The organism is Reyranella sp. (assembly GCF_044224635.1).
GTDB lineage: Bacteria > Pseudomonadota > Alphaproteobacteria > Reyranellales > Reyranellaceae > Reyranella.
The window spans coordinates 254,670-270,125 of the sequence record NZ_JBGAKA010000003.1 but is presented as its reverse complement, the minus strand read 5'-3'; the positions used below and the strand labels follow the sequence as shown (position 1 = coordinate 270,125).

The window sequence follows — 15,456 nt, the reverse complement described above, 5'->3', positions numbered from 1 at the left end:
CAGGCGGATTTTGCACAGAGGACCGCCTGACGTCCGTCGAGGAAGATCCTGAGAAGGCGGGACGCCCGCGCGGTCCGCAAGAGCAAGACTCAGCGCGTCAACGCTGCTCCCTGAGCCACAGGCTGATCGCCAGGTACAGGCTTCCGAGCAGCAGGGCGAACCCGCCGATCAGCCATACGAGGTGAGCCGTCTCCAGTCGCGGCCACAGGGCCAGGATCAGGCCGAAGGCGATCACACCGGCGCCGTCCAGGGCGAGGACCCATTCTCCGTCGACGGCCTGGCGCAGCTTCAAGGCGGCCCAGATCTGCATGGCGCCCGTGCCTATCGCCCAGGCTGCGACAATCGCCACGAGGTGGGCGCCGACGTCTGCGGGCGCGACCAGCACTGCCGCGGCGCAGGCGACGCCAGCCAGTCCGATCAGGCTCAGGCCGGCGCGCGGCGTTCCGAGCCGGCCGCTGACGGCGGCGCTGAGGGCGAGGCTGCCGTCGATGAAGGAATAGCCTCCCCAAAGAACCGTCAACCCGGTCAAGGTCAGGTGCGGCCAGAAGAAGACGAGCAGGCCGAACGCGACCGCCGCCAGTCCGCGCCAGCGCAGCAGCGATCGATGATGGATGGCGGCATCGAGCAGCGGAGATTCGGCGAAGGGTGGGCGTGCTGCGTCGGGTCTGCCGTCGTGTGGGCTCGAGTCGATCAAGGGCCTTTCCGCCTTTCCATACGGGCCGCGTCTTTTCTCGCCGAGCCAGCCGGAGAACGCTCCTGGGATGGTGTGACGAGTGGTCTCGCGACGGCCCGCACTCAGGCCTATTCCTTTTTCGACCGCAATCCCCTCAGCAGCGACAGGACGGCAGGGACGAGAAGCTTCTTCGCGGCGACCTCGAACGGATCATGCACGAGGTGCGCGATGGTCGCCTTCACGTTCTTCACTTCGGAGCCCACGGTCTCGATCACGGTCTTGAGCTCGCGCGCATCGGCCTGCAGCGCGTCGACCGCCATCTTGCGGACCTCGAGCGCAATCTCGAGTTCCGGTCCCGGTCGCGATCCGGCAGCCAGCGCCAGGACGATCGCTGCGATGATGAAGTCGACGCCGGCAACGATGGCGGCCGCCCAGACGGGACCGACGGAAACCTGCAGGGCCTGGAAGCCGGCGAGATTGGCCATTCCCAACCCGAACACGGCGATCAGGCTTGCCAACGCCGTCAAGCCGAAGCGACGCAGCATAACCTTCAACCAGATCCTGCCGATGAGGATGTCGGCTTTCTGGAGAACCTGCAGGTCGCGAAGAAGATGCTCGATCATGGCGGGCTCCTCAGCGTCTTCCGAGCAGTCGCCCGATCACGATGCCGACAACCAGCGCGCCGAGGACGCTGCGGGCCGGGTTTGCCGCGATGGTCTTTTCGGCGTCGCCGATGAAGGTGCCGGCTTCGTCGATGAACTGGCTGAGGAGCTCGCGCAGCTCGCTTTCGTCCGCCGATTCCGGAACCGGCAGAGGGGGAGCCGCCGCGACCGCGGGCGGCGGCGCAGTCATCGCCGAGCGTTCGCGCCGCGTGGCCGCGAGCTCGTCCTGCAGGGACTTCAACTCGTTCGAGAGGACGACATCCGTGGCCATGGCCCGCATCCCTTCAGACGACCGCCCCGATCGAGCGCGGTCAGCGCGTCGCAGATGCACATCATATCATGGAAGAATGGTCGTCGTTCACGTTGATGCAGATCAAGCGAAAGCGACCGATGGTTCGACAGCCGACGGCAGTCGGAAAAGAAAGGTCCCTCGCTGGCGACGTTTGCAAAGCAAGCGTCTGGCTCGGGATGACAGCACAAGTACGTTGTCCGGGATGACGATAATGGTGTCATCCCAAGCGCAGCGGGGGGACCTTTCACTTCACTTCCCGGATGAGAACAGCCGTATGAACGCCAGGCTTCAGCGTCGTTGCTTGCGCTCTGGCGCCTCGGAGCGCTCATCCTCTTCCGGACCGCGGGCGTCTTGTCCGCTCATGACTCGCGAGCGGGCGAGACGCCCGCAGTCCGGAAGAAAGCTCGATCCACACCGGGGCATGATCGCTCGCCTTCTCCCAGCCGCGGACAGATCGGTCGACGCCCGCGGCGACGAGGTGGCGGCTCACCGCCGGGTTCAGCAAGAGGTGATCGATGCGCAAGCCGGCGTCGCGCGCATAGGCGTTCCGGAAATAATCCCAGAACGTATAGATCTTCTCGCCGGGATGCTTGGCGCGCAGGGCATCCACCCAACCCTGCTTCACGAGCCGGGCATAGGCGGCACGGGTCTCGGGGCGGAACAGCGCGTCGTCGACCCAGCGCTCCGGCTTGTAGACGTCGAGGTCGGTGGGGATGGCGTTGTAGTCGCCGGCCATGATCACCGGCGCGCTGGCCTTGACGAGCTTGCGTGCGTGCCTGGCCAGGCGCTCGAACCAGGCGAGCTTGTAGTCGAATTTCGGTCCAGGCGCAGGGTTGCCGTTGGGCAGGTAGAGGCAGCCGATGACGAGGCCCGCGACCTCGGCCTCGATGTAGCGGCTGTGCAGATCCTCGGGATCGCCGGGCAGGGCGCGGCCGCGTTCGACCGGCATCGCATCGCGCGCCAGAATGGCGACGCCGTTCCAGCTCTTCTGGCCATGCCACAGCGCGTGATAGCCGGCGGCGCGGATCGCGGCGTCGGGGAACTTCTCCTGCGGCGCCTTGAGCTCCTGCAGGCAGACGACGTCGGGCTTGGCCTCGCCCAGCCAGCGCAGCAGCACCGGCAGGCGGCCGTTGACCCCGTTGACGTTGAAGGTGGCGATCTTCACGCGACCGGGTCCGCAATTGCTGCCGGCGGCGGCTCGTCGCCGAACACGCTGCGCCCGCCATAGGCATGCGAGGACGCGCGCTCCCCGGTGAACAGCGCCTCGACCGACGGGCCCGTCGCGTGCCGCTCGAGCCGTCGGGCCTGGTCGTCGAGCCGTCGGATTGCCGCCAGCTCCTCGGCATGCCCGAGCTTCGCGTGCGCGACCGCCCGCTTAAGCGTGTCGATCGTGCGGTCGTAGACCTTGATCGGCACGGGGAAGGGATGGCGGTCCTTGCCGCCATGGGCGATCGAGAAACGCGCCGGATCGCTGAAGCGGCAGGGCGCGCCGTGCACCACCTCGGCGACCAGGGCGAGGGCGCGGATGGTGCGGGCGCCGACGCCCGGCACCAGCAGCAGGTCGGCGAAATCGGCCGGCGCGGCGTCGGCTGCCGCGGCGAGATTGCCGTGCAGCCGCCGCGCCACGATGTCCTCTGCCCGCACATCGTGATGCTCCGGCATGACGAGATGCGGCAGGGTCGGCTGCACTGGCTGCGGGGCAGCTTGGCTCGGCAGCGGGTCGATCGCCGCCAGCCGGCGCTCGATGGCGTCCGGTCCCAGGGTGCCCAGCAGGTCGAGTTGGCCCTGGCGCGAGGCGGCGGCGCGCCGGTCGGTGAGGTTGACGATGATGCCCTGGTCGAGGCCGTCGATGGCGGCGTGCGGCGCCTCGACGAAGCTCTGCAGGCCTTCCGACAGCCAGTGATAGCGCCGCGCCTGGCCGCGCGCGTCGCTCATGCCCTGCTGGACGACGACCCAGTGGCCGTCGTCGGCGAGGATGAATCCATGTAGGTAGAGATCGAAGCCGTCCTGCACCGCCGCGCTGTCGACCTTGGCGATCAGGCGGCTGGTGCGGGCGAGCGCCGCGCCGTCGACGCCGAGCTGCTCGCCGAGGCCGATCAGCTCGTGCGGCGTCTGGCGGGAGTGCCTGCCGCGGCCGCCGCAGACATGCAGGCCGAGCTCGCCGGCGCGCGGCGCGAGCCCGCGCTTCAAGGCGCCGAGCACGCTGGTGGTGATGCCCGACGAATGCCAGTCCATGCCCATCACGGCGCCGAAGCTCTGGAACCAGAAGGGATGGGCGAGGCGGCGCAGGAACTCGTCGCGCCCGTACTCGAGCACGATCGCCTCGGCGATGACGGTGCCGAGCCGGGTCATGCGCTCGGCCAGCCAGCGCGGCACGCGGCCGCCATGCAGCGGCAGGTCGGCACTGCCGGCGCGGCGCGTCACGGGAGGCGGCTCCGACGGGTCATCCCTGCAGTGTAGACCAGCTGGAACAGAGTGAGAACGGGACTGGTTCATCACGTCCTCCGCAGAGCAACATGGGGAAACAATCGCTGCGCAGGCCCGGGAACGGCGCCCCGCGACAAATCATCTTGGCGTGGCGGGCGGCGGTTCAAGAGGCGGCACGGCACGCCGGAAAATTTCTCCACGGGGTGACCGCGTCGCCGCCGCCGGGTGCTAACAAGGGCGCCGAGGAAATGCCCAGGGGAGAAGCCCGACCATGAAAGTCGATTCGAAAATCCGCTCCGTGCAAACGCTTGCCGCCGATGCCGGCTGGCGCAACTACTATTTCGTGAAAGTGACGACCGAGGACGGCGTCGTCGGCTGGAGCGAGTACGACGAAGGCTTCGGCGCGCCGGGTGTCGGCACCGCGATCGAGAAGCTGTCGTCCCGCCTGGTCGGCCAGCCGGTCGGCGATCACGAGCGGCTCTACAGCGAGCTCTATTCCGTCACCCGTCCCGCCGCGGGCGGCGTCGTCGCGCTGGCGCTCGGCGCCATCGAGAATGCGCTGCTCGACGCCAAGGCCAAGGCGCTCGGCGTGCCCTGCTACGTGCTGCTGGGCGGCAAGGTGCGCGACCGTATCCGGGTCTACTGGTCGCACTGCGCGACCTGGCGCATCAACCATCCAGGCTATTTCAAGCCGGCCATCACCGATCTCGACGGCGTCAAGGCGATCGGCCGCGAGGTGCGCGAGAAGGGCTTTACCGCGATGAAGACCAACATCTTCATCTATGACAACGAGAAGAAGAATCCCAGGGGCTGGCGACCGGGCTTCGGCGTCCCGGCCTATCCCGAGCGCAACGTCGACCGTGCCGTGCTGCGCAATCTGCGCATGCATCTCGAGGCGATCCGCGAGGGCGCCGGCCCCGACGTCGACCTGCTGCTCGACCTCAACTTCAACGCCAGCACCGAGGGCTATCTCAAGATCCTGCGCGCCATCCGCGACCTCGACATGTTCTGGATCGAGATCGACACCTACAGCCCCGAGGCGCTCGGCTTGATCCGTCGCCAGAGCCCGCATCCGATCTCCTCGTGCGAGACCCTGCTGGGCATCCGCGAGTTCCTGCCCTATTTCCGCGAGCAGGCGATGGACGTGGCGATCATCGACACGCCGTGGAACGGCGTCTGGCAGTCGATGAAGATCGCCAACCTGGCCGAGGCGCACGAGGTCAACGTGGCGCCGCACAATTTCTATGGCCACCTCTGCACCATGATGAACGCCCACTTCGCGGCCTGCGTGCCCAACCTGCGCATCATGGAGACCGACATCGACCGGCTCGCCTGGGACCACGAGCTGTTCACCCATGTCCCCGAGTTCGTCGACGGCCACCTGGTGATGCCATCGCGTCCCGGCTGGGGTACCGAGCCCAACGAGGAGGCGATCCGCGCCCATCCGCCCAAGTCGACGACCGGCGGCCTGGCGAGCTACGGCCGCAAGAGCTGAACGCGTTCGGATTCATCGTCTTGCGGATCGCGAGCATCTTGCTCGCTCATGAATCCAACATCGGTGGGCTACGTCGCCCCCGAAACCGCCGTTCGGCGCTATTGCTGCCGGCCCGCCCGATCACTAGGTTGCGCCCGCCATGCGTACCCGAGCCAATCCCGTCTATTGCGGTATCGACACCACCGACCTCGCCCAGGCCACCCGGCTGATCCAGTCGATCGCGGGCGCCCCCAGTCCGGCGGTCGGCGGCATCAAGCTCGGGCTGGAATTCTTCCTGGCGCACGGCGCGCCGGGGGTGCGCTACGCCTTCCCGACGCCGGTGCGGGCGACCGGGGTCGGCTTCTTCCTCGATCTCAAGCTGCACGACATTCCCAACACGGTGGCCGGCGGCATTCGCGCCGTGGTCGAGCTCGAGCCGACCTACATCACCATCCACGTCCAGGGCGGTCGCGAGATGCTGCGAGCGGCAGTCGCCGAAGCGGTCGATCAGTCGGCCCGGCTGCGCGTGACGCGGCCAATGCTGCTGGGCGTCACCGTGCTGACCTCGCTCGACCGTTCCGATCTCGAGGCGACCGGCGTCCTGGCCGAGCCATCCGACCAGGTGCTGCGGCTCGCCAACCTGGCGCAGGAAAGCGGGCTCGACGGCGTGATCTGCTCGCCGCTCGAGATCGCTGCGCTGCGACAGGTTTGCGGACCGGATTTCGTCCTGATGGTGCCGGGCATCCGGCCGATCGGCAGCGACGCCAACGACCAGAAGCGCGCGATGACGCCGCGGCAGGCGATCGACCTCGGCGCCACTCATCTCGTGGTCGGGCGGCCGATCTACCGGGCTGCCGATCCGCGCGCCGCCGCCGAGGCGATCTCCCGTGAGGCCGGGGTCAACCACCTGTGAATGCCCGGGTCAGCGAACGATGAGCGTCGAGGCGAAGATCTGCGGCTTGACGACGCCGGAGGCGATCGATGCCGCCGCGCGCGCCGGCGCGCGCTGGGTCGGCTTCGTCACCTATCCGTCCTCGCCGCGCCACGTCGCTTCGATCGAGCTGCTGGCGGCGCTGGGCAAGCGCGTGCCGGCGGGCGTCGGTCGGGTCGGGCTGTTCGTCGATCCCGACGATGTGCTTGTCGACGAGCGCCTGGCGAGCGGCGCCATCGACCTGCTGCAGCTCCAGGGTGCCGAGTCGCCGCAGCGTCTCGCCGAGATCAAGGCGCGCACCGGCAAGCCGATAATGAAGGTGATCAAGATCGCCGAGGCGGCCGACATCGAGCGCGGTATCGCGGCCTTTGGCGGTGTGGCCGACCGGCTGATGTTCGAGGCCGCTGGCGGCACGCTGCCCGGCGGCAATGCCCGCGCCTTCGACTGGACACTCCTGTCCGGCCGCGCCGTGCCTCTGCCGTGGTTCCTCGCCGGCGGCCTGACGGCAGACAACGTCGCCGAAGCCGTACGCGTGACAGGAGCGCGCGCCGTCGACGTTTCCTCTGGCGTCGAATCGAGCCGCGGTGTGAAATCCATCGCCTTGATTGACGCTTTCCTCGAGAGGGTGAAGGCGCTTTGAGGGGAGAACTCTTGCGATGAAGACTGAACGACGGCTGAAGGAGCTCGGCATCGAGCTCACGATGCCCACCGCGCCGATGGCCAACTACGTCAACGCCGTGCGCACCGGAAACCTGCTGTATCTCGCCGGCAAGGGACCGGGCCTGCCCGGCCATCCGCTGCCGGTCGGCAAGGTCGGCCGCGACTTTACCAGGGAGCAGGGCTATGAATTCGCGCGGCAGACGGGCTTGAGCCTGATCGCCGTGATGAAGGCGGAGCTGGGCGACCTCGATCGCGTCAAGCGCATCGTCAAGGTGTTGGGCATGGTCAATGCCACGCCCGAGTTCGGCGAGCAGCCTGAGGTGATCAATGGCTGCTCGGACCTGTTCGTCACCGTGTTCGGCGATCGTGGCCGGCATGCCCGCTCGGCGGTCGGCATGGGCTCGCTGCCGCGCGGCATTCCCGTCGAGATCGAGGTGATCGTCGAGGTCAATGCCGGGCCGGCGCGCGGCAGCGCGGCCGCGGCATCGCGCAAATCGGCGGTCGGGGCCAAGAGAAAGTCCACCAAGGCCAAGCGCAGGTAGGGCATCTTTTGACCGACCCCAGCCGGGGCTGCTAAGGCCCATCCATCCCTCCACCCCCGGAGGGATGGATGAAGTGTCTTTTCAGGAACCGCGATGGCCACGTCCCCCAACAGCTTCCGCATCGGCCCCGACGAGCGCGGGCATTTCGGTCTCTTCGGCGGCCGCTACGTCGCCGAGACGCTGATGCCGCTGATCCTCGAGCTGGAGAAGGCCTACAACGAGGCCAAAGCGGACGAGCAGTTCAGGGGCGAGCTGACCTATCTGCTGACGCATTATGCCGGCCGGCCGAGCCCGCTCTATTTCGCCGAGCGCCTGACCCGCCGTCTCGGCGGCGCCAGGATCTATTTCAAGCGCGACGAGCTGAACCACACCGGCAGTCACAAGATCAACAACGTGCTGGGCCAGGTGCTGCTGGCCAGGCGCATGGGCAAGACGCGGGTGATCGCCGAGACCGGCGCCGGCCAGCACGGCGTCGCCACGGCTACAGCCTGTGCGCTGTTCGACATTCCCTGCGTGGTGTTCATGGGCGCGGTCGATGTCGACCGCCAGGCGCCCAACGTCGTGCGCATGAAGATGCTGGGCGCCGAGGTGCGGCCGGTGACCGCCGGGTCGGCGACACTCAAGGATGCCATGAACGAGGCGCTGCGCGACTGGGTGGCGACCTGCGAGACGACCTTCTACTGCATCGGCACGGTGGCTGGACCGCATCCCTACCCGGCGATGGTGCGCGACTTCCAGTGCGTGATCGGCGACGAGGTCCGCAGCCAGATGATGGAAGCGGAAGGCCGCCTGCCCGACACGCTGGTCGCCTGCATCGGCGGCGGCTCGAATGCGATGGGCCTGTTCCATCCCTTCCTCGACGACACGGGCGTGCGCATCGTCGGCGTCGAGGCGGGCGGCAAGGGCGTCGAGACCGGCGAGCATGCCGCGTCGCTGACCGGCGGACGTCCGGGCGTGCTGCACGGCAACCGCACCTATCTCCTGCAGGACGACGAGGGCCAGATCATCGAGGCGCATTCGATCTCGGCCGGCCTCGACTATCCCGGCATCGGCCCCGAGCATTCCTGGCTGAAGGAGCTGGGGCGCGTCGAGTACGTGTCGGCGACCGACGAGGAGGCGCTCGAAGCCTTCCAGCTGCTGTGCAAGCTCGAGGGCATCATTCCCGCCCTCGAGCCGGCGCATGCGCTGGCCCATGTCACCAAGCTCGCGCCGACCCTGCCCAAGGACAATCTGCTGGTGATGAATCTGTGCGGCCGCGGCGACAAGGACGTGTTCGCCGTCGCCCAGCGGCTGGGCATGAAGGTCTAGCCATGAGCCGCATCACCCAGCGCTTTGCCCGGCTCGCGGCCGACAAGCGCGCCGGTCTGATCGCCTACGTCTCTGCCGGCGATCCCGACCTCGCGACCAGCTACGAGATCCTGAAGGGGCTGCCCGAGGCTGGCGCTGACCTGATCGAGCTCGGCATGCCGTTCACCGATCCGATGGCCGACGGACCGTCGGTCCAGCTTGCCGGCCAGCGTGCGCTCAAGGCCGGCATCACGGTCGACGCGACCTTCGACATGGTGCGCCGCTTTCGCCGCGAGGCGGGCGACAAGGACACGCCGATCCTGCTGATGGGCTACTACAATCTCGTCTACCAGCGCGGCGCGGAGCGCTTCTGCAGCCAAGCGGCCGAGGCCGGGGTCGACGGTTTCATCCTGGTCGATCTGCCGCCCGAGGAAGCCGACGAGCTCAAGCCATACGCCGTCGCGCACGGGCTCGATACCGTGCTGCTGACTGCGCCGACCACCGACGACAAGCGGCTGCCCGCCGTCCTGAAGTATTCGTCGGGCTTCGTCTATTTCGTCTCGGTGCTGGGCATCACCGGAACCAAGTCGGCGACCGAGGAATCCGTCGCCGCGCATGTCGCGCGCATCCGACGTCACACGGCGCTGCCGGTCGGTGTCGGCTTCGGCATCAAGACCCCGGAACAGGCGGTCGCCGTTGCGCGTCATGCCGACGCAGCCGTTGTCGGCTCGGCTATCGTCGACCGTGTCAAGGCAGGGCTCGGCGCCGATGGCAAGGCCAGGTCCGGTCTCGTACCGGGCGTTCTCGACTACGTGCGGAGCCTGGCCCAAGGCGTGCGCAGCGTGCGCAAGGCGTAGATTTCTCAGCATCGCTGCGGCTCGCACCGCGATGCTGTGACCAATCTTGGCGTAGTGCGACTCCGTCATTGGCAGGTCATCTCGCCATCCCATATGCAGGCCTCCAATCAGCGGAGGAGGATGCGCATGGACGGCACGATCGACCGCAACGACAGGCTTCACGGCTCTTTCATTGCCGCGCTCGATCATCTCGATGCCGAGCGGCGCGAGCCTGATCGCTGGGAAGAGGAATGCCTGTCGTATGCGCTCGGCGCCCTGGCCTGCGGGCTTCCTCTGGTCGCGCATGTCGAGCTCGAGGCGTTCTGGCGGCCGATCGAGCAACGCTCGCCCGACGTCGTGGCGGCACTCGCCGACAAAACGGTGCGCTTCACCAAGGCAATGCTGCGCCATGGCATCGACTACGTGCACAAGCGCTATGCACCCCTGGCTGCCGCCGATATCGGCCTGCCGCCCGCCGTTATCGCGGGCCAGCGCGCCGTGCAGGCATCGCTCGGGCGGTGAACCGGATCGTTCAATTCCAATGGGCCGCGGGCGTCCCGCCTGCTCAAGCTCATGAGCGGGCGGGACGCCCGCGGTCCAGAAGACCATGACGCCGAAAGATTTGAAGTGAACACGGCGTAACTCTTGCGACGACCGACTTGCCGCGCGCGCTCAACGCCTTACTGTCGGCGCATGATTTCACGCCGGAGCGCTCTTTCGGGCTTGGCGGCTTCAGCGGCGGCCGGTTGCAGTTCCCCCCAGGCGCCGTTGCGGCCGCCCTATCAGTATCCCCTCGCACCCCCGCCGCCGGATCGTGCGTCGCTGGGATTGGACGCGGTGATCGACATCAGTCGAAGCGTCGCCGTCTCCGACTTCCGACTGGTGCGCCAGAGCAATATCCTCGCCGTCATCCATAAGGCGACCGAAGGCGGCGACTATGTCGACGCGGCGTGCGCCGCGAGGCGTCCCGCGGCCGAGGCGGCGGGTTTGCTGTGGGGGACCTATCATTTCGGCACGGGGCAGTCGCCGGGCGCGCAGCAGGCGGCGTTCTTCCTGTCCGTGTCGCGGCCCGGACCCAGGACCCTGCTTTGCCTCGACCTCGAGGCCAACGAGAACAATCCGTCGAGCTCCATGAGGCTCGAGCAGGCCGAGGAGTTCGTGCAGGCGGTGGCCGCGGCGACGGGCCGGCTGCCGATGGTCTACGTGCATCCGACCTGGGCCAATGGCGACCCGCTGCCCAACTCGGGCCTCAGCCTTGGCGCCCGCATCACGCCGGCATCGATTCTCGCGCGCTGCGGCCTGTGGGTCGCCGACTACCACGACTCGCCCGAGATACCGCTTGCCTGGGAGGCAACAGGCTGGCGGCTCTGGCAGTACGCGGGAGACGAGACCGATAGCCGCCCCGCCTATGGCCAGACCAGCATCGTGCGCGGCGTCAGCCATTGCGATCGCAACCTGTTCAACGGTGATGCGACTGCGCTTTTTCGTCTCTGGAGCGCGGCCAGCTGAGCAGACGTACGGATATGACGGCCATGACATCTCTTCATCGGGCCTGGGCGGCCCTGCGGCCCAGGCTAAGGATACTGGAACCGCTGCAGTTCTCGTCCGACCAATGGTCTCTCCTCGAATGCCTGCATGCCGATTTCAACGACCGCGAAGCGCATGCTTGTTTGCCTATGCCGATTGCCCGCTTTCGCGAGGCCGCAAGCAGGGCGATTCGTGAAGGCGCCAAGCAGTTCGACGATGTCGAGACGGTATATGTCGACGACAGTTGGCTTGCCGCGAAGGTCGACAAGGGATCCTCGGACACGATGGCGCATTACGCGCGTCTCTATAACGACGATGTCGATGACATGATGGGCGTGCTCGTTCCGTCGGCGCGCTACCGCAAAGGGCACTATGCGTATGGCAGGTTCACGGTTCCCCAGCCGCATGGCCTGCATACCGACCATAGCGCCGAGGATCCGGATGGCGCGGGAGAGCCGATCTGCATTGCCAGGATCGAAACCCTGGGGACGCACTATGTCGCCGGTGACTACAGGGCGTTCGATCCTGAAACGCAGAGCATGCTCAAGGCGCTGCGGTATTGGATTTCTGTTCCGGAGGGGGAGCCGGAGTTCATTTTTGATGCTCTGCTGAAGCGGGGGATTCTCAGGACGATTCCAGTGAACCATGCCATGCTGATGGTCGCCGGCAACAGCTCGGAAAATTCCCAGGTCACGCAGCACATCGCCGCCAGGCCGCCCGACGGTGGAGTGCATTCGGCATTTTTTCAGAGGCAGTACAGGCTCGCGTGAGGAGAGAGAGGTCCCGCCATGATCAGCCGGAATTCCTTCAAGTTCGTCATGCTGCCGCCGCAGACGGACACCACCCGTGGCTGGGCCAAGCGCCTGGCGGAAGCCGCGCCGGAGGTCCGCGTCGTCGTTGCCGAGGATGAGGAGACCGCCGCACGCGAGATCGTCGACGCGGAGGCGGCATTCGGCTGGCTCGGCAAGGAGCTCCTGTCGAAGGCCAGGAACCTGCGATGGCTGCAGGCCCCCCAGGCGGCGCCGGCGGCTGGCTACTACTATCCCGAGCTGGTGGCCCACCCGGTGTCCGTGACGAATTTCCGCGAGATCTTCAACGACCATATCGGCGCCCACATCCTGGCGTTCGTGCTGGCGTTTGCCCGCGGGCTGCACGTGTTCATTCCGCAACAGCTGCGCCGCGAGTGGAAGAAGAGCCCGCTGGAGGCCGGCGATGTCGTGCATCTGCCGGAGGCGACGGCCCTGATCGTCGGCGTGGGCGGCATCGGTGCCGAAGCCGCGCGCCTGCTCGCAGCGTTCGGCGTGACCGTGCTGGCAACCGATGCGCGCCGGACAACAGCGCCTGACGGCGTCACCGAGCTGCATCCGCCGGATGCACTGGATGATCTGCTGCCGCGCGCTGACTTCGTCATCCTGACGGTGCCCCATACGCCGGCGACCGAAGGCTTCTTCAATCGTGCCCGCTTCCAGCGCATGAAGCGGTCGGCCTTCTTCATCAACATCGGCCGCGGCATGACGACCAGGCTCGATGACCTGGTCGCGGCGCTGCGGTCAGGCGAGATTGCCGGCGCCGCGCTCGACGTCTACGAGCAGGAACCGTTGCCGAGCGGGCATCCGCTGTGGGGATTGCCCAACGTGCTGCTTACGCCGCACATGGCGGGACACGGACCATACCTCGACGAGCGACGGTTCGAGATCATGGCGGACAATTGCCGCGCCTTCGGCGCCGGGCACCCATTGCGCAATCAAGTCGACAAGGCGTCCTGGTTCTGACCGTAGGGGATCGGCATATTGGCGAATTCTTCATTCTCCTCCCCAACTTGGTTGGGGAGGAATGAAGAGCGCCATACCTGATTTGCGGCCCGTCGACAGGGCAGCGGAAAGATGGGACTGTTGACGCACCATAGCCGGCAGCAGGCTGCCGTTGCCAAGGGAGAAGACGTTGAAGCCCAGGATCATGCGTGCCTCGACCCGCCCGACATCCAAGGCGGAAGCAGCAAACTTCGTCGGTCCGGTGATGTCCGATCCGGTATGGGCGCCCGAGGGCCCCTCGCGGCTGCGCGCGTCGCGCGTGACCTTCATGCCGGGTGGCCGCACCAACTGGCATCAGCATGCGGTCGGACAGATCCTCCACGTGCTGTCCGGCGTCGGCCGCTACCAGCTGGACGGGCAGCCGGTTCAGGAAATCCGGCCGGGCGACACGGTGGTGATCCCGCCCAACGCGCGGCATTGGCACGGCTCGGCGCCGGACACGATGATGTGCCATCTCGCCATGTCGGAGACCGACGAAAAAGGCCAGGCGACAACGTGGCTCGAACCGGTGAGCGACGCCGACTACGGCAAGACGCCGGCAAAAGACTGAGCTGACTCTCGCCGGGGCGCTGCAGGTCGGCGGCCTGGCCCACCTGATGCTCATGAACCGAGGCACCCTCTGGGCTGGAAACAGCCCGGCGGGAAGTCGTGCCTTTAAAGCCAGTTGACCGGGCCGAGGAAGTCCCGCTTGCCGACCGGCACGCCGCGGTGGCGCAGGATGTCGTAGGCCGTCGTCACGAAGAAGAAGAAATTCGGCAGCGCGAATTGCTGCAGGTAGTCGTTGCCCTTCAACTTCCGCTCGTTGCCACCGGCGCTCCAGGCGATGACCTTGTCTTCCGCACCGTCGACCTGGGCGCGTGTCAGCGACTTCACGAAGCCCAGGGCGGTCTCGACGCGGCTCTTGGCAGCGGCGAAGCTGGCGTCGTCCACGGCCGGCAGGGCGGGGGGAGCAACGCCCGCCAGGCGGCCGCCGGTATTCATGGCGAAATCCGCCGACTGACGGAGCTGCCGGGCGAGGCAGAACATGTCGGGATACAGTCGGTCCTGCAGCAGCGCGGCTTCCTCGATCTTGTTGGCGGCACAATGCGCCGCGGCCTTGTCGATGATGCCGGCCAGCGCGCCGAGTTGCTGGATGCAGGGGGTTACGGCTGCATCATACAGGGAATACGCCATGAGATAGCTCCGTCGTCAGGGACCTCGAAGGCAGGACCATAGGCGGAGCGTGGCCGTCGTGCCAACCCGTCGGTAGTGGGTCAGCTTGAAAGTCGGCCCGATTCCTTGACGCGCGGTTGAAGAAAGAGAAGCCTGTAGATGGCCAGACCCGAAGAAGTGGTTCTCGACCTTCTTTGAGAAAGCGTTGGTCAGGCGGGTGAAGCGCCGCAGCCCCGTCCTCGCCGCTGGTTTGCCCTGTCCCGATCGCTTTGGCATCATCGGCGATCTTCTGACGGAAACGCCATGCCCGCGTATCGCAGCTTTCTTTTCGCTCCCGGCAACCATGCACGGAAGGTCGATAAAGTCTTCGGCTGCGGCGCCGACAACGTGATCCTAGACCTGGAAGATGCGGTCGCCAGGGCCGAGAAGGTCGCGACCCGCGCGCTCGTCGCCGAGGCGTTGAGGCGGCCGCGCCGCGGCGGCGCCTACATCCGGGTCAACGCCTTCGCCACCGAGTTCTGCTATGGCGACGCGGCGGCCGTGGTCGGTCCGGGGCTCGACGGCATCATCCTGCCGATGGTCGAGAGCCGCGAGCAGATCATGGCGTTCGACTGGCTGGTCGGATCGCTCGAGCGCGAGCGCGGCATGCCGCTTGGCGGCATCGACATCATCCCGATCATCGAAACGGCGAAGGGTATCGCCAACGCGTGCGCCATCGCTGACGCGGGCACGCGAGTCAAGCGCATGGCCTTCGGCGCCGGGGACTATACCCTCGACGTGAACATGGAGTGGACGCGGGGCGAGAGCGAGCTCGAGCATGCGCGGGCGGAGATGGTCGTGGCGTCCCGTGCCGGCAGCCTCGAAGCGCCGATCGATACGGTGTGGGTGCACATCAAGGATCTCGACGGTCTCGCGAGCTCCGCAAGGCGGGCAAGGCAGCTCGGATTCCAGGGCAAGATGTGCATCTACCCGCCGCAGGTCGAGCTGGTGAATCGCGCCTTCACGCCGACCGGGAAGGAGATCGCCTTTGCGAAACGTGTCGTCGCGGCGTTCGAGGAGGCGGAGCGTGCAGGGTCCTCGTCGATCCAGCTCGACGGCTTCTTCATCGACTACCCGATCGTCTACAAGGCCCGGCGCACCCTCGACGCAGCCCGCGCCGCCGACGCGGTGACGTAGGCTGGT

The 15,456-nt window shown here is 67.1% G+C and carries 19 protein-coding genes; 12 read left to right on the top strand and 7 right to left on the bottom strand.

Annotated elements, in window-relative coordinates:
- Nucleotides 1-97 precede the first annotated feature (97 nt).
- From ACILR9_RS04905 to ACILR9_RS04885, 5 genes are all read right to left on the bottom strand, one after another.
- Complete coding sequence (locus tag ACILR9_RS04905) at nt 98-694, bottom strand: HdeD family acid-resistance protein (protein ID WP_395708775.1); 597 nt, start codon at nt 692-694, stop codon at nt 98-100.
- Nucleotides 695-801: 107 nt separating this feature from the next.
- Nucleotides 802-1,296 (bottom strand): hypothetical protein, encoded by a 495-nt coding sequence (locus ACILR9_RS04900; protein WP_395708774.1) that lies wholly within the window; start codon nt 1,294-1,296, stop codon nt 802-804.
- Nucleotides 1,297-1,306: 10 nt separating this feature from the next.
- On the bottom strand, nt 1,307-1,606 hold the full coding sequence (locus ACILR9_RS04895) for a hypothetical protein (RefSeq protein WP_395708773.1): 300 nt from the start codon (nt 1,604-1,606) through the stop codon (nt 1,307-1,309).
- Between the two features lie 346 nt (nt 1,607-1,952).
- Complete coding sequence (gene xth / locus ACILR9_RS04890; protein WP_395708772.1) at nt 1,953-2,792, bottom strand: exodeoxyribonuclease III; 840 nt, start codon at nt 2,790-2,792, stop codon at nt 1,953-1,955.
- Nucleotides 2,789-4,051 (bottom strand): DUF763 domain-containing protein, encoded by a 1,263-nt coding sequence (locus ACILR9_RS04885; RefSeq protein ID WP_395708771.1) that lies wholly within the window; start codon nt 4,049-4,051, stop codon nt 2,789-2,791. The genes xth and ACILR9_RS04885 overlap by 4 nt, the downstream gene beginning before the upstream one ends.
- Nucleotides 4,052-4,325: 274 nt before the next feature.
- On the opposite strand from ACILR9_RS04885, the gene ACILR9_RS04880 reads away from it, so the two are divergent.
- The 10 genes from ACILR9_RS04880 (at nt 4,326) to ACILR9_RS04835 (ending at nt 13,083) form a co-directional block, all read left to right on the top strand.
- Nucleotides 4,326-5,549 (top strand): mandelate racemase/muconate lactonizing enzyme family protein, encoded by a 1,224-nt coding sequence (locus tag ACILR9_RS04880; RefSeq protein WP_395708770.1) that lies wholly within the window; start codon nt 4,326-4,328, stop codon nt 5,547-5,549.
- A 139-nt stretch (nt 5,550-5,688) separates the two neighbouring features.
- Nucleotides 5,689-6,441 (top strand): orotidine-5'-phosphate decarboxylase, encoded by a 753-nt coding sequence (gene pyrF, locus ACILR9_RS04875; RefSeq protein WP_395708769.1) that lies wholly within the window; start codon nt 5,689-5,691, stop codon nt 6,439-6,441.
- A 19-nt stretch (nt 6,442-6,460) separates the two neighbouring features.
- Nucleotides 6,461-7,099 (top strand): phosphoribosylanthranilate isomerase, encoded by a 639-nt coding sequence (locus ACILR9_RS04870; RefSeq protein WP_395708768.1) that lies wholly within the window; start codon nt 6,461-6,463, stop codon nt 7,097-7,099.
- Between the two features lie 16 nt (nt 7,100-7,115).
- Nucleotides 7,116-7,661, top strand: a complete 546-nt coding sequence (locus ACILR9_RS04865) for a RidA family protein (RefSeq protein ID WP_395708767.1) — start codon at nt 7,116-7,118, stop codon at nt 7,659-7,661.
- A 93-nt stretch (nt 7,662-7,754) separates the two neighbouring features.
- Nucleotides 7,755-8,969 carry a tryptophan synthase subunit beta gene (trpB, locus tag ACILR9_RS04860; RefSeq protein WP_395708766.1) on the top strand — a complete coding sequence of 405 codons (1,215 nt, stop codon included), beginning with the start codon at nt 7,755-7,757 and terminating at the stop codon, nt 8,967-8,969.
- A 2-nt stretch (nt 8,970-8,971) separates the two neighbouring features.
- Nucleotides 8,972-9,805, top strand: coding sequence for a tryptophan synthase subunit alpha (trpA, locus tag ACILR9_RS04855; RefSeq protein WP_395708765.1), 834 nt, complete (start codon nt 8,972-8,974; stop codon nt 9,803-9,805).
- A gap of 126 nt (nt 9,806-9,931) precedes the next feature.
- The gene (locus ACILR9_RS04850; RefSeq protein ID WP_395708764.1) at nt 9,932-10,306 is read left to right on the top strand and encodes a hypothetical protein; all 375 of its coding nucleotides are present in this window, start codon (nt 9,932-9,934) and stop codon (nt 10,304-10,306) included.
- 315 nt (nt 10,307-10,621) lie between these two features.
- A complete protein-coding gene (locus ACILR9_RS04845) occupies nt 10,622-11,293 on the top strand; it encodes a glycoside hydrolase family 25 protein (RefSeq protein ID WP_395708763.1) in 672 nt (223 codons plus the stop codon).
- A gap of 14 nt (nt 11,294-11,307) precedes the next feature.
- Nucleotides 11,308-12,081, top strand: coding sequence for a hypothetical protein (locus ACILR9_RS04840; protein ID WP_395708762.1), 774 nt, complete (start codon nt 11,308-11,310; stop codon nt 12,079-12,081).
- 18 nt (nt 12,082-12,099) lie between these two features.
- Nucleotides 12,100-13,083 (top strand): D-2-hydroxyacid dehydrogenase, encoded by a 984-nt coding sequence (locus tag ACILR9_RS04835; RefSeq protein ID WP_395708761.1) that lies wholly within the window; start codon nt 12,100-12,102, stop codon nt 13,081-13,083.
- A gap of 30 nt (nt 13,084-13,113) precedes the next feature.
- On the opposite strand, the gene ACILR9_RS04830 is transcribed toward ACILR9_RS04835, so the two are convergent.
- On the bottom strand, nt 13,114-13,269 hold the full coding sequence (locus ACILR9_RS04830) for a hypothetical protein (protein WP_395708760.1): 156 nt from the start codon (nt 13,267-13,269) through the stop codon (nt 13,114-13,116).
- Here ACILR9_RS04830 and ACILR9_RS04825 point away from each other — a divergent pair.
- A complete protein-coding gene (locus ACILR9_RS04825; RefSeq protein ID WP_395708759.1) occupies nt 13,268-13,672 on the top strand; it encodes a cupin domain-containing protein in 405 nt (134 codons plus the stop codon). The two genes, ACILR9_RS04830 and ACILR9_RS04825, sit on opposite strands and share 2 nt — an antisense overlap.
- A gap of 104 nt (nt 13,673-13,776) precedes the next feature.
- On the opposite strand, the gene ACILR9_RS04820 is transcribed toward ACILR9_RS04825, so the two are convergent.
- Nucleotides 13,777-14,295: a DUF1993 family protein gene (locus ACILR9_RS04820; protein ID WP_395708758.1), complete on the bottom strand. Its 519-nt coding sequence runs from the start codon at nt 14,293-14,295 to the stop codon at nt 13,777-13,779.
- A 282-nt stretch (nt 14,296-14,577) separates the two neighbouring features.
- Between ACILR9_RS04820 and ACILR9_RS04815 the strand changes: the two genes are divergently transcribed.
- Nucleotides 14,578-15,450, top strand: a complete 873-nt coding sequence (locus ACILR9_RS04815; protein ID WP_395708757.1) for an HpcH/HpaI aldolase/citrate lyase family protein — start codon at nt 14,578-14,580, stop codon at nt 15,448-15,450.
- The last annotated feature ends 6 nt before the right edge of the window (nt 15,451-15,456 follow it).

Coding starts and splice junctions, on each gene's coding strand:
- ACILR9_RS04900 (WP_395708774.1), bottom strand. CDS start 1,296: ATGATCGAGCATCTTCTTCGCGACCTGCAGGTTCTCCAGAAAGCCGAC.
- ACILR9_RS04895 (WP_395708773.1), bottom strand. CDS start 1,606: ATGGCCACGGATGTCGTCCTCTCGAACGAGTTGAAGTCCCTGCAGGAC.
- ACILR9_RS04880 (WP_395708770.1), top strand. CDS start 4,326: ATGAAAGTCGATTCGAAAATCCGCTCCGTGCAAACGCTTGCCGCCGAT.
- pyrF (WP_395708769.1), top strand. CDS start 5,689: ATGCGTACCCGAGCCAATCCCGTCTATTGCGGTATCGACACCACCGAC.
- ACILR9_RS04870 (WP_395708768.1), top strand. CDS start 6,461: ATGAGCGTCGAGGCGAAGATCTGCGGCTTGACGACGCCGGAGGCGATC.
- ACILR9_RS04865 (WP_395708767.1), top strand. CDS start 7,116: ATGAAGACTGAACGACGGCTGAAGGAGCTCGGCATCGAGCTCACGATG.
- trpB (WP_395708766.1), top strand. CDS start 7,755: ATGGCCACGTCCCCCAACAGCTTCCGCATCGGCCCCGACGAGCGCGGG.
- trpA (WP_395708765.1), top strand. CDS start 8,972: ATGAGCCGCATCACCCAGCGCTTTGCCCGGCTCGCGGCCGACAAGCGC.
- ACILR9_RS04850 (WP_395708764.1), top strand. CDS start 9,932: ATGGACGGCACGATCGACCGCAACGACAGGCTTCACGGCTCTTTCATT.
- ACILR9_RS04840 (WP_395708762.1), top strand. CDS start 11,308: ATGACGGCCATGACATCTCTTCATCGGGCCTGGGCGGCCCTGCGGCCC.
- ACILR9_RS04835 (WP_395708761.1), top strand. CDS start 12,100: ATGATCAGCCGGAATTCCTTCAAGTTCGTCATGCTGCCGCCGCAGACG.
- ACILR9_RS04825 (WP_395708759.1), top strand. CDS start 13,268: ATGCGTGCCTCGACCCGCCCGACATCCAAGGCGGAAGCAGCAAACTTC.
- ACILR9_RS04830 (WP_395708760.1), bottom strand. CDS start 13,269: ATGATCCTGGGCTTCAACGTCTTCTCCCTTGGCAACGGCAGCCTGCTG.
- ACILR9_RS04820 (WP_395708758.1), bottom strand. CDS start 14,295: ATGGCGTATTCCCTGTATGATGCAGCCGTAACCCCCTGCATCCAGCAA.
- ACILR9_RS04815 (WP_395708757.1), top strand. CDS start 14,578: ATGCCCGCGTATCGCAGCTTTCTTTTCGCTCCCGGCAACCATGCACGG.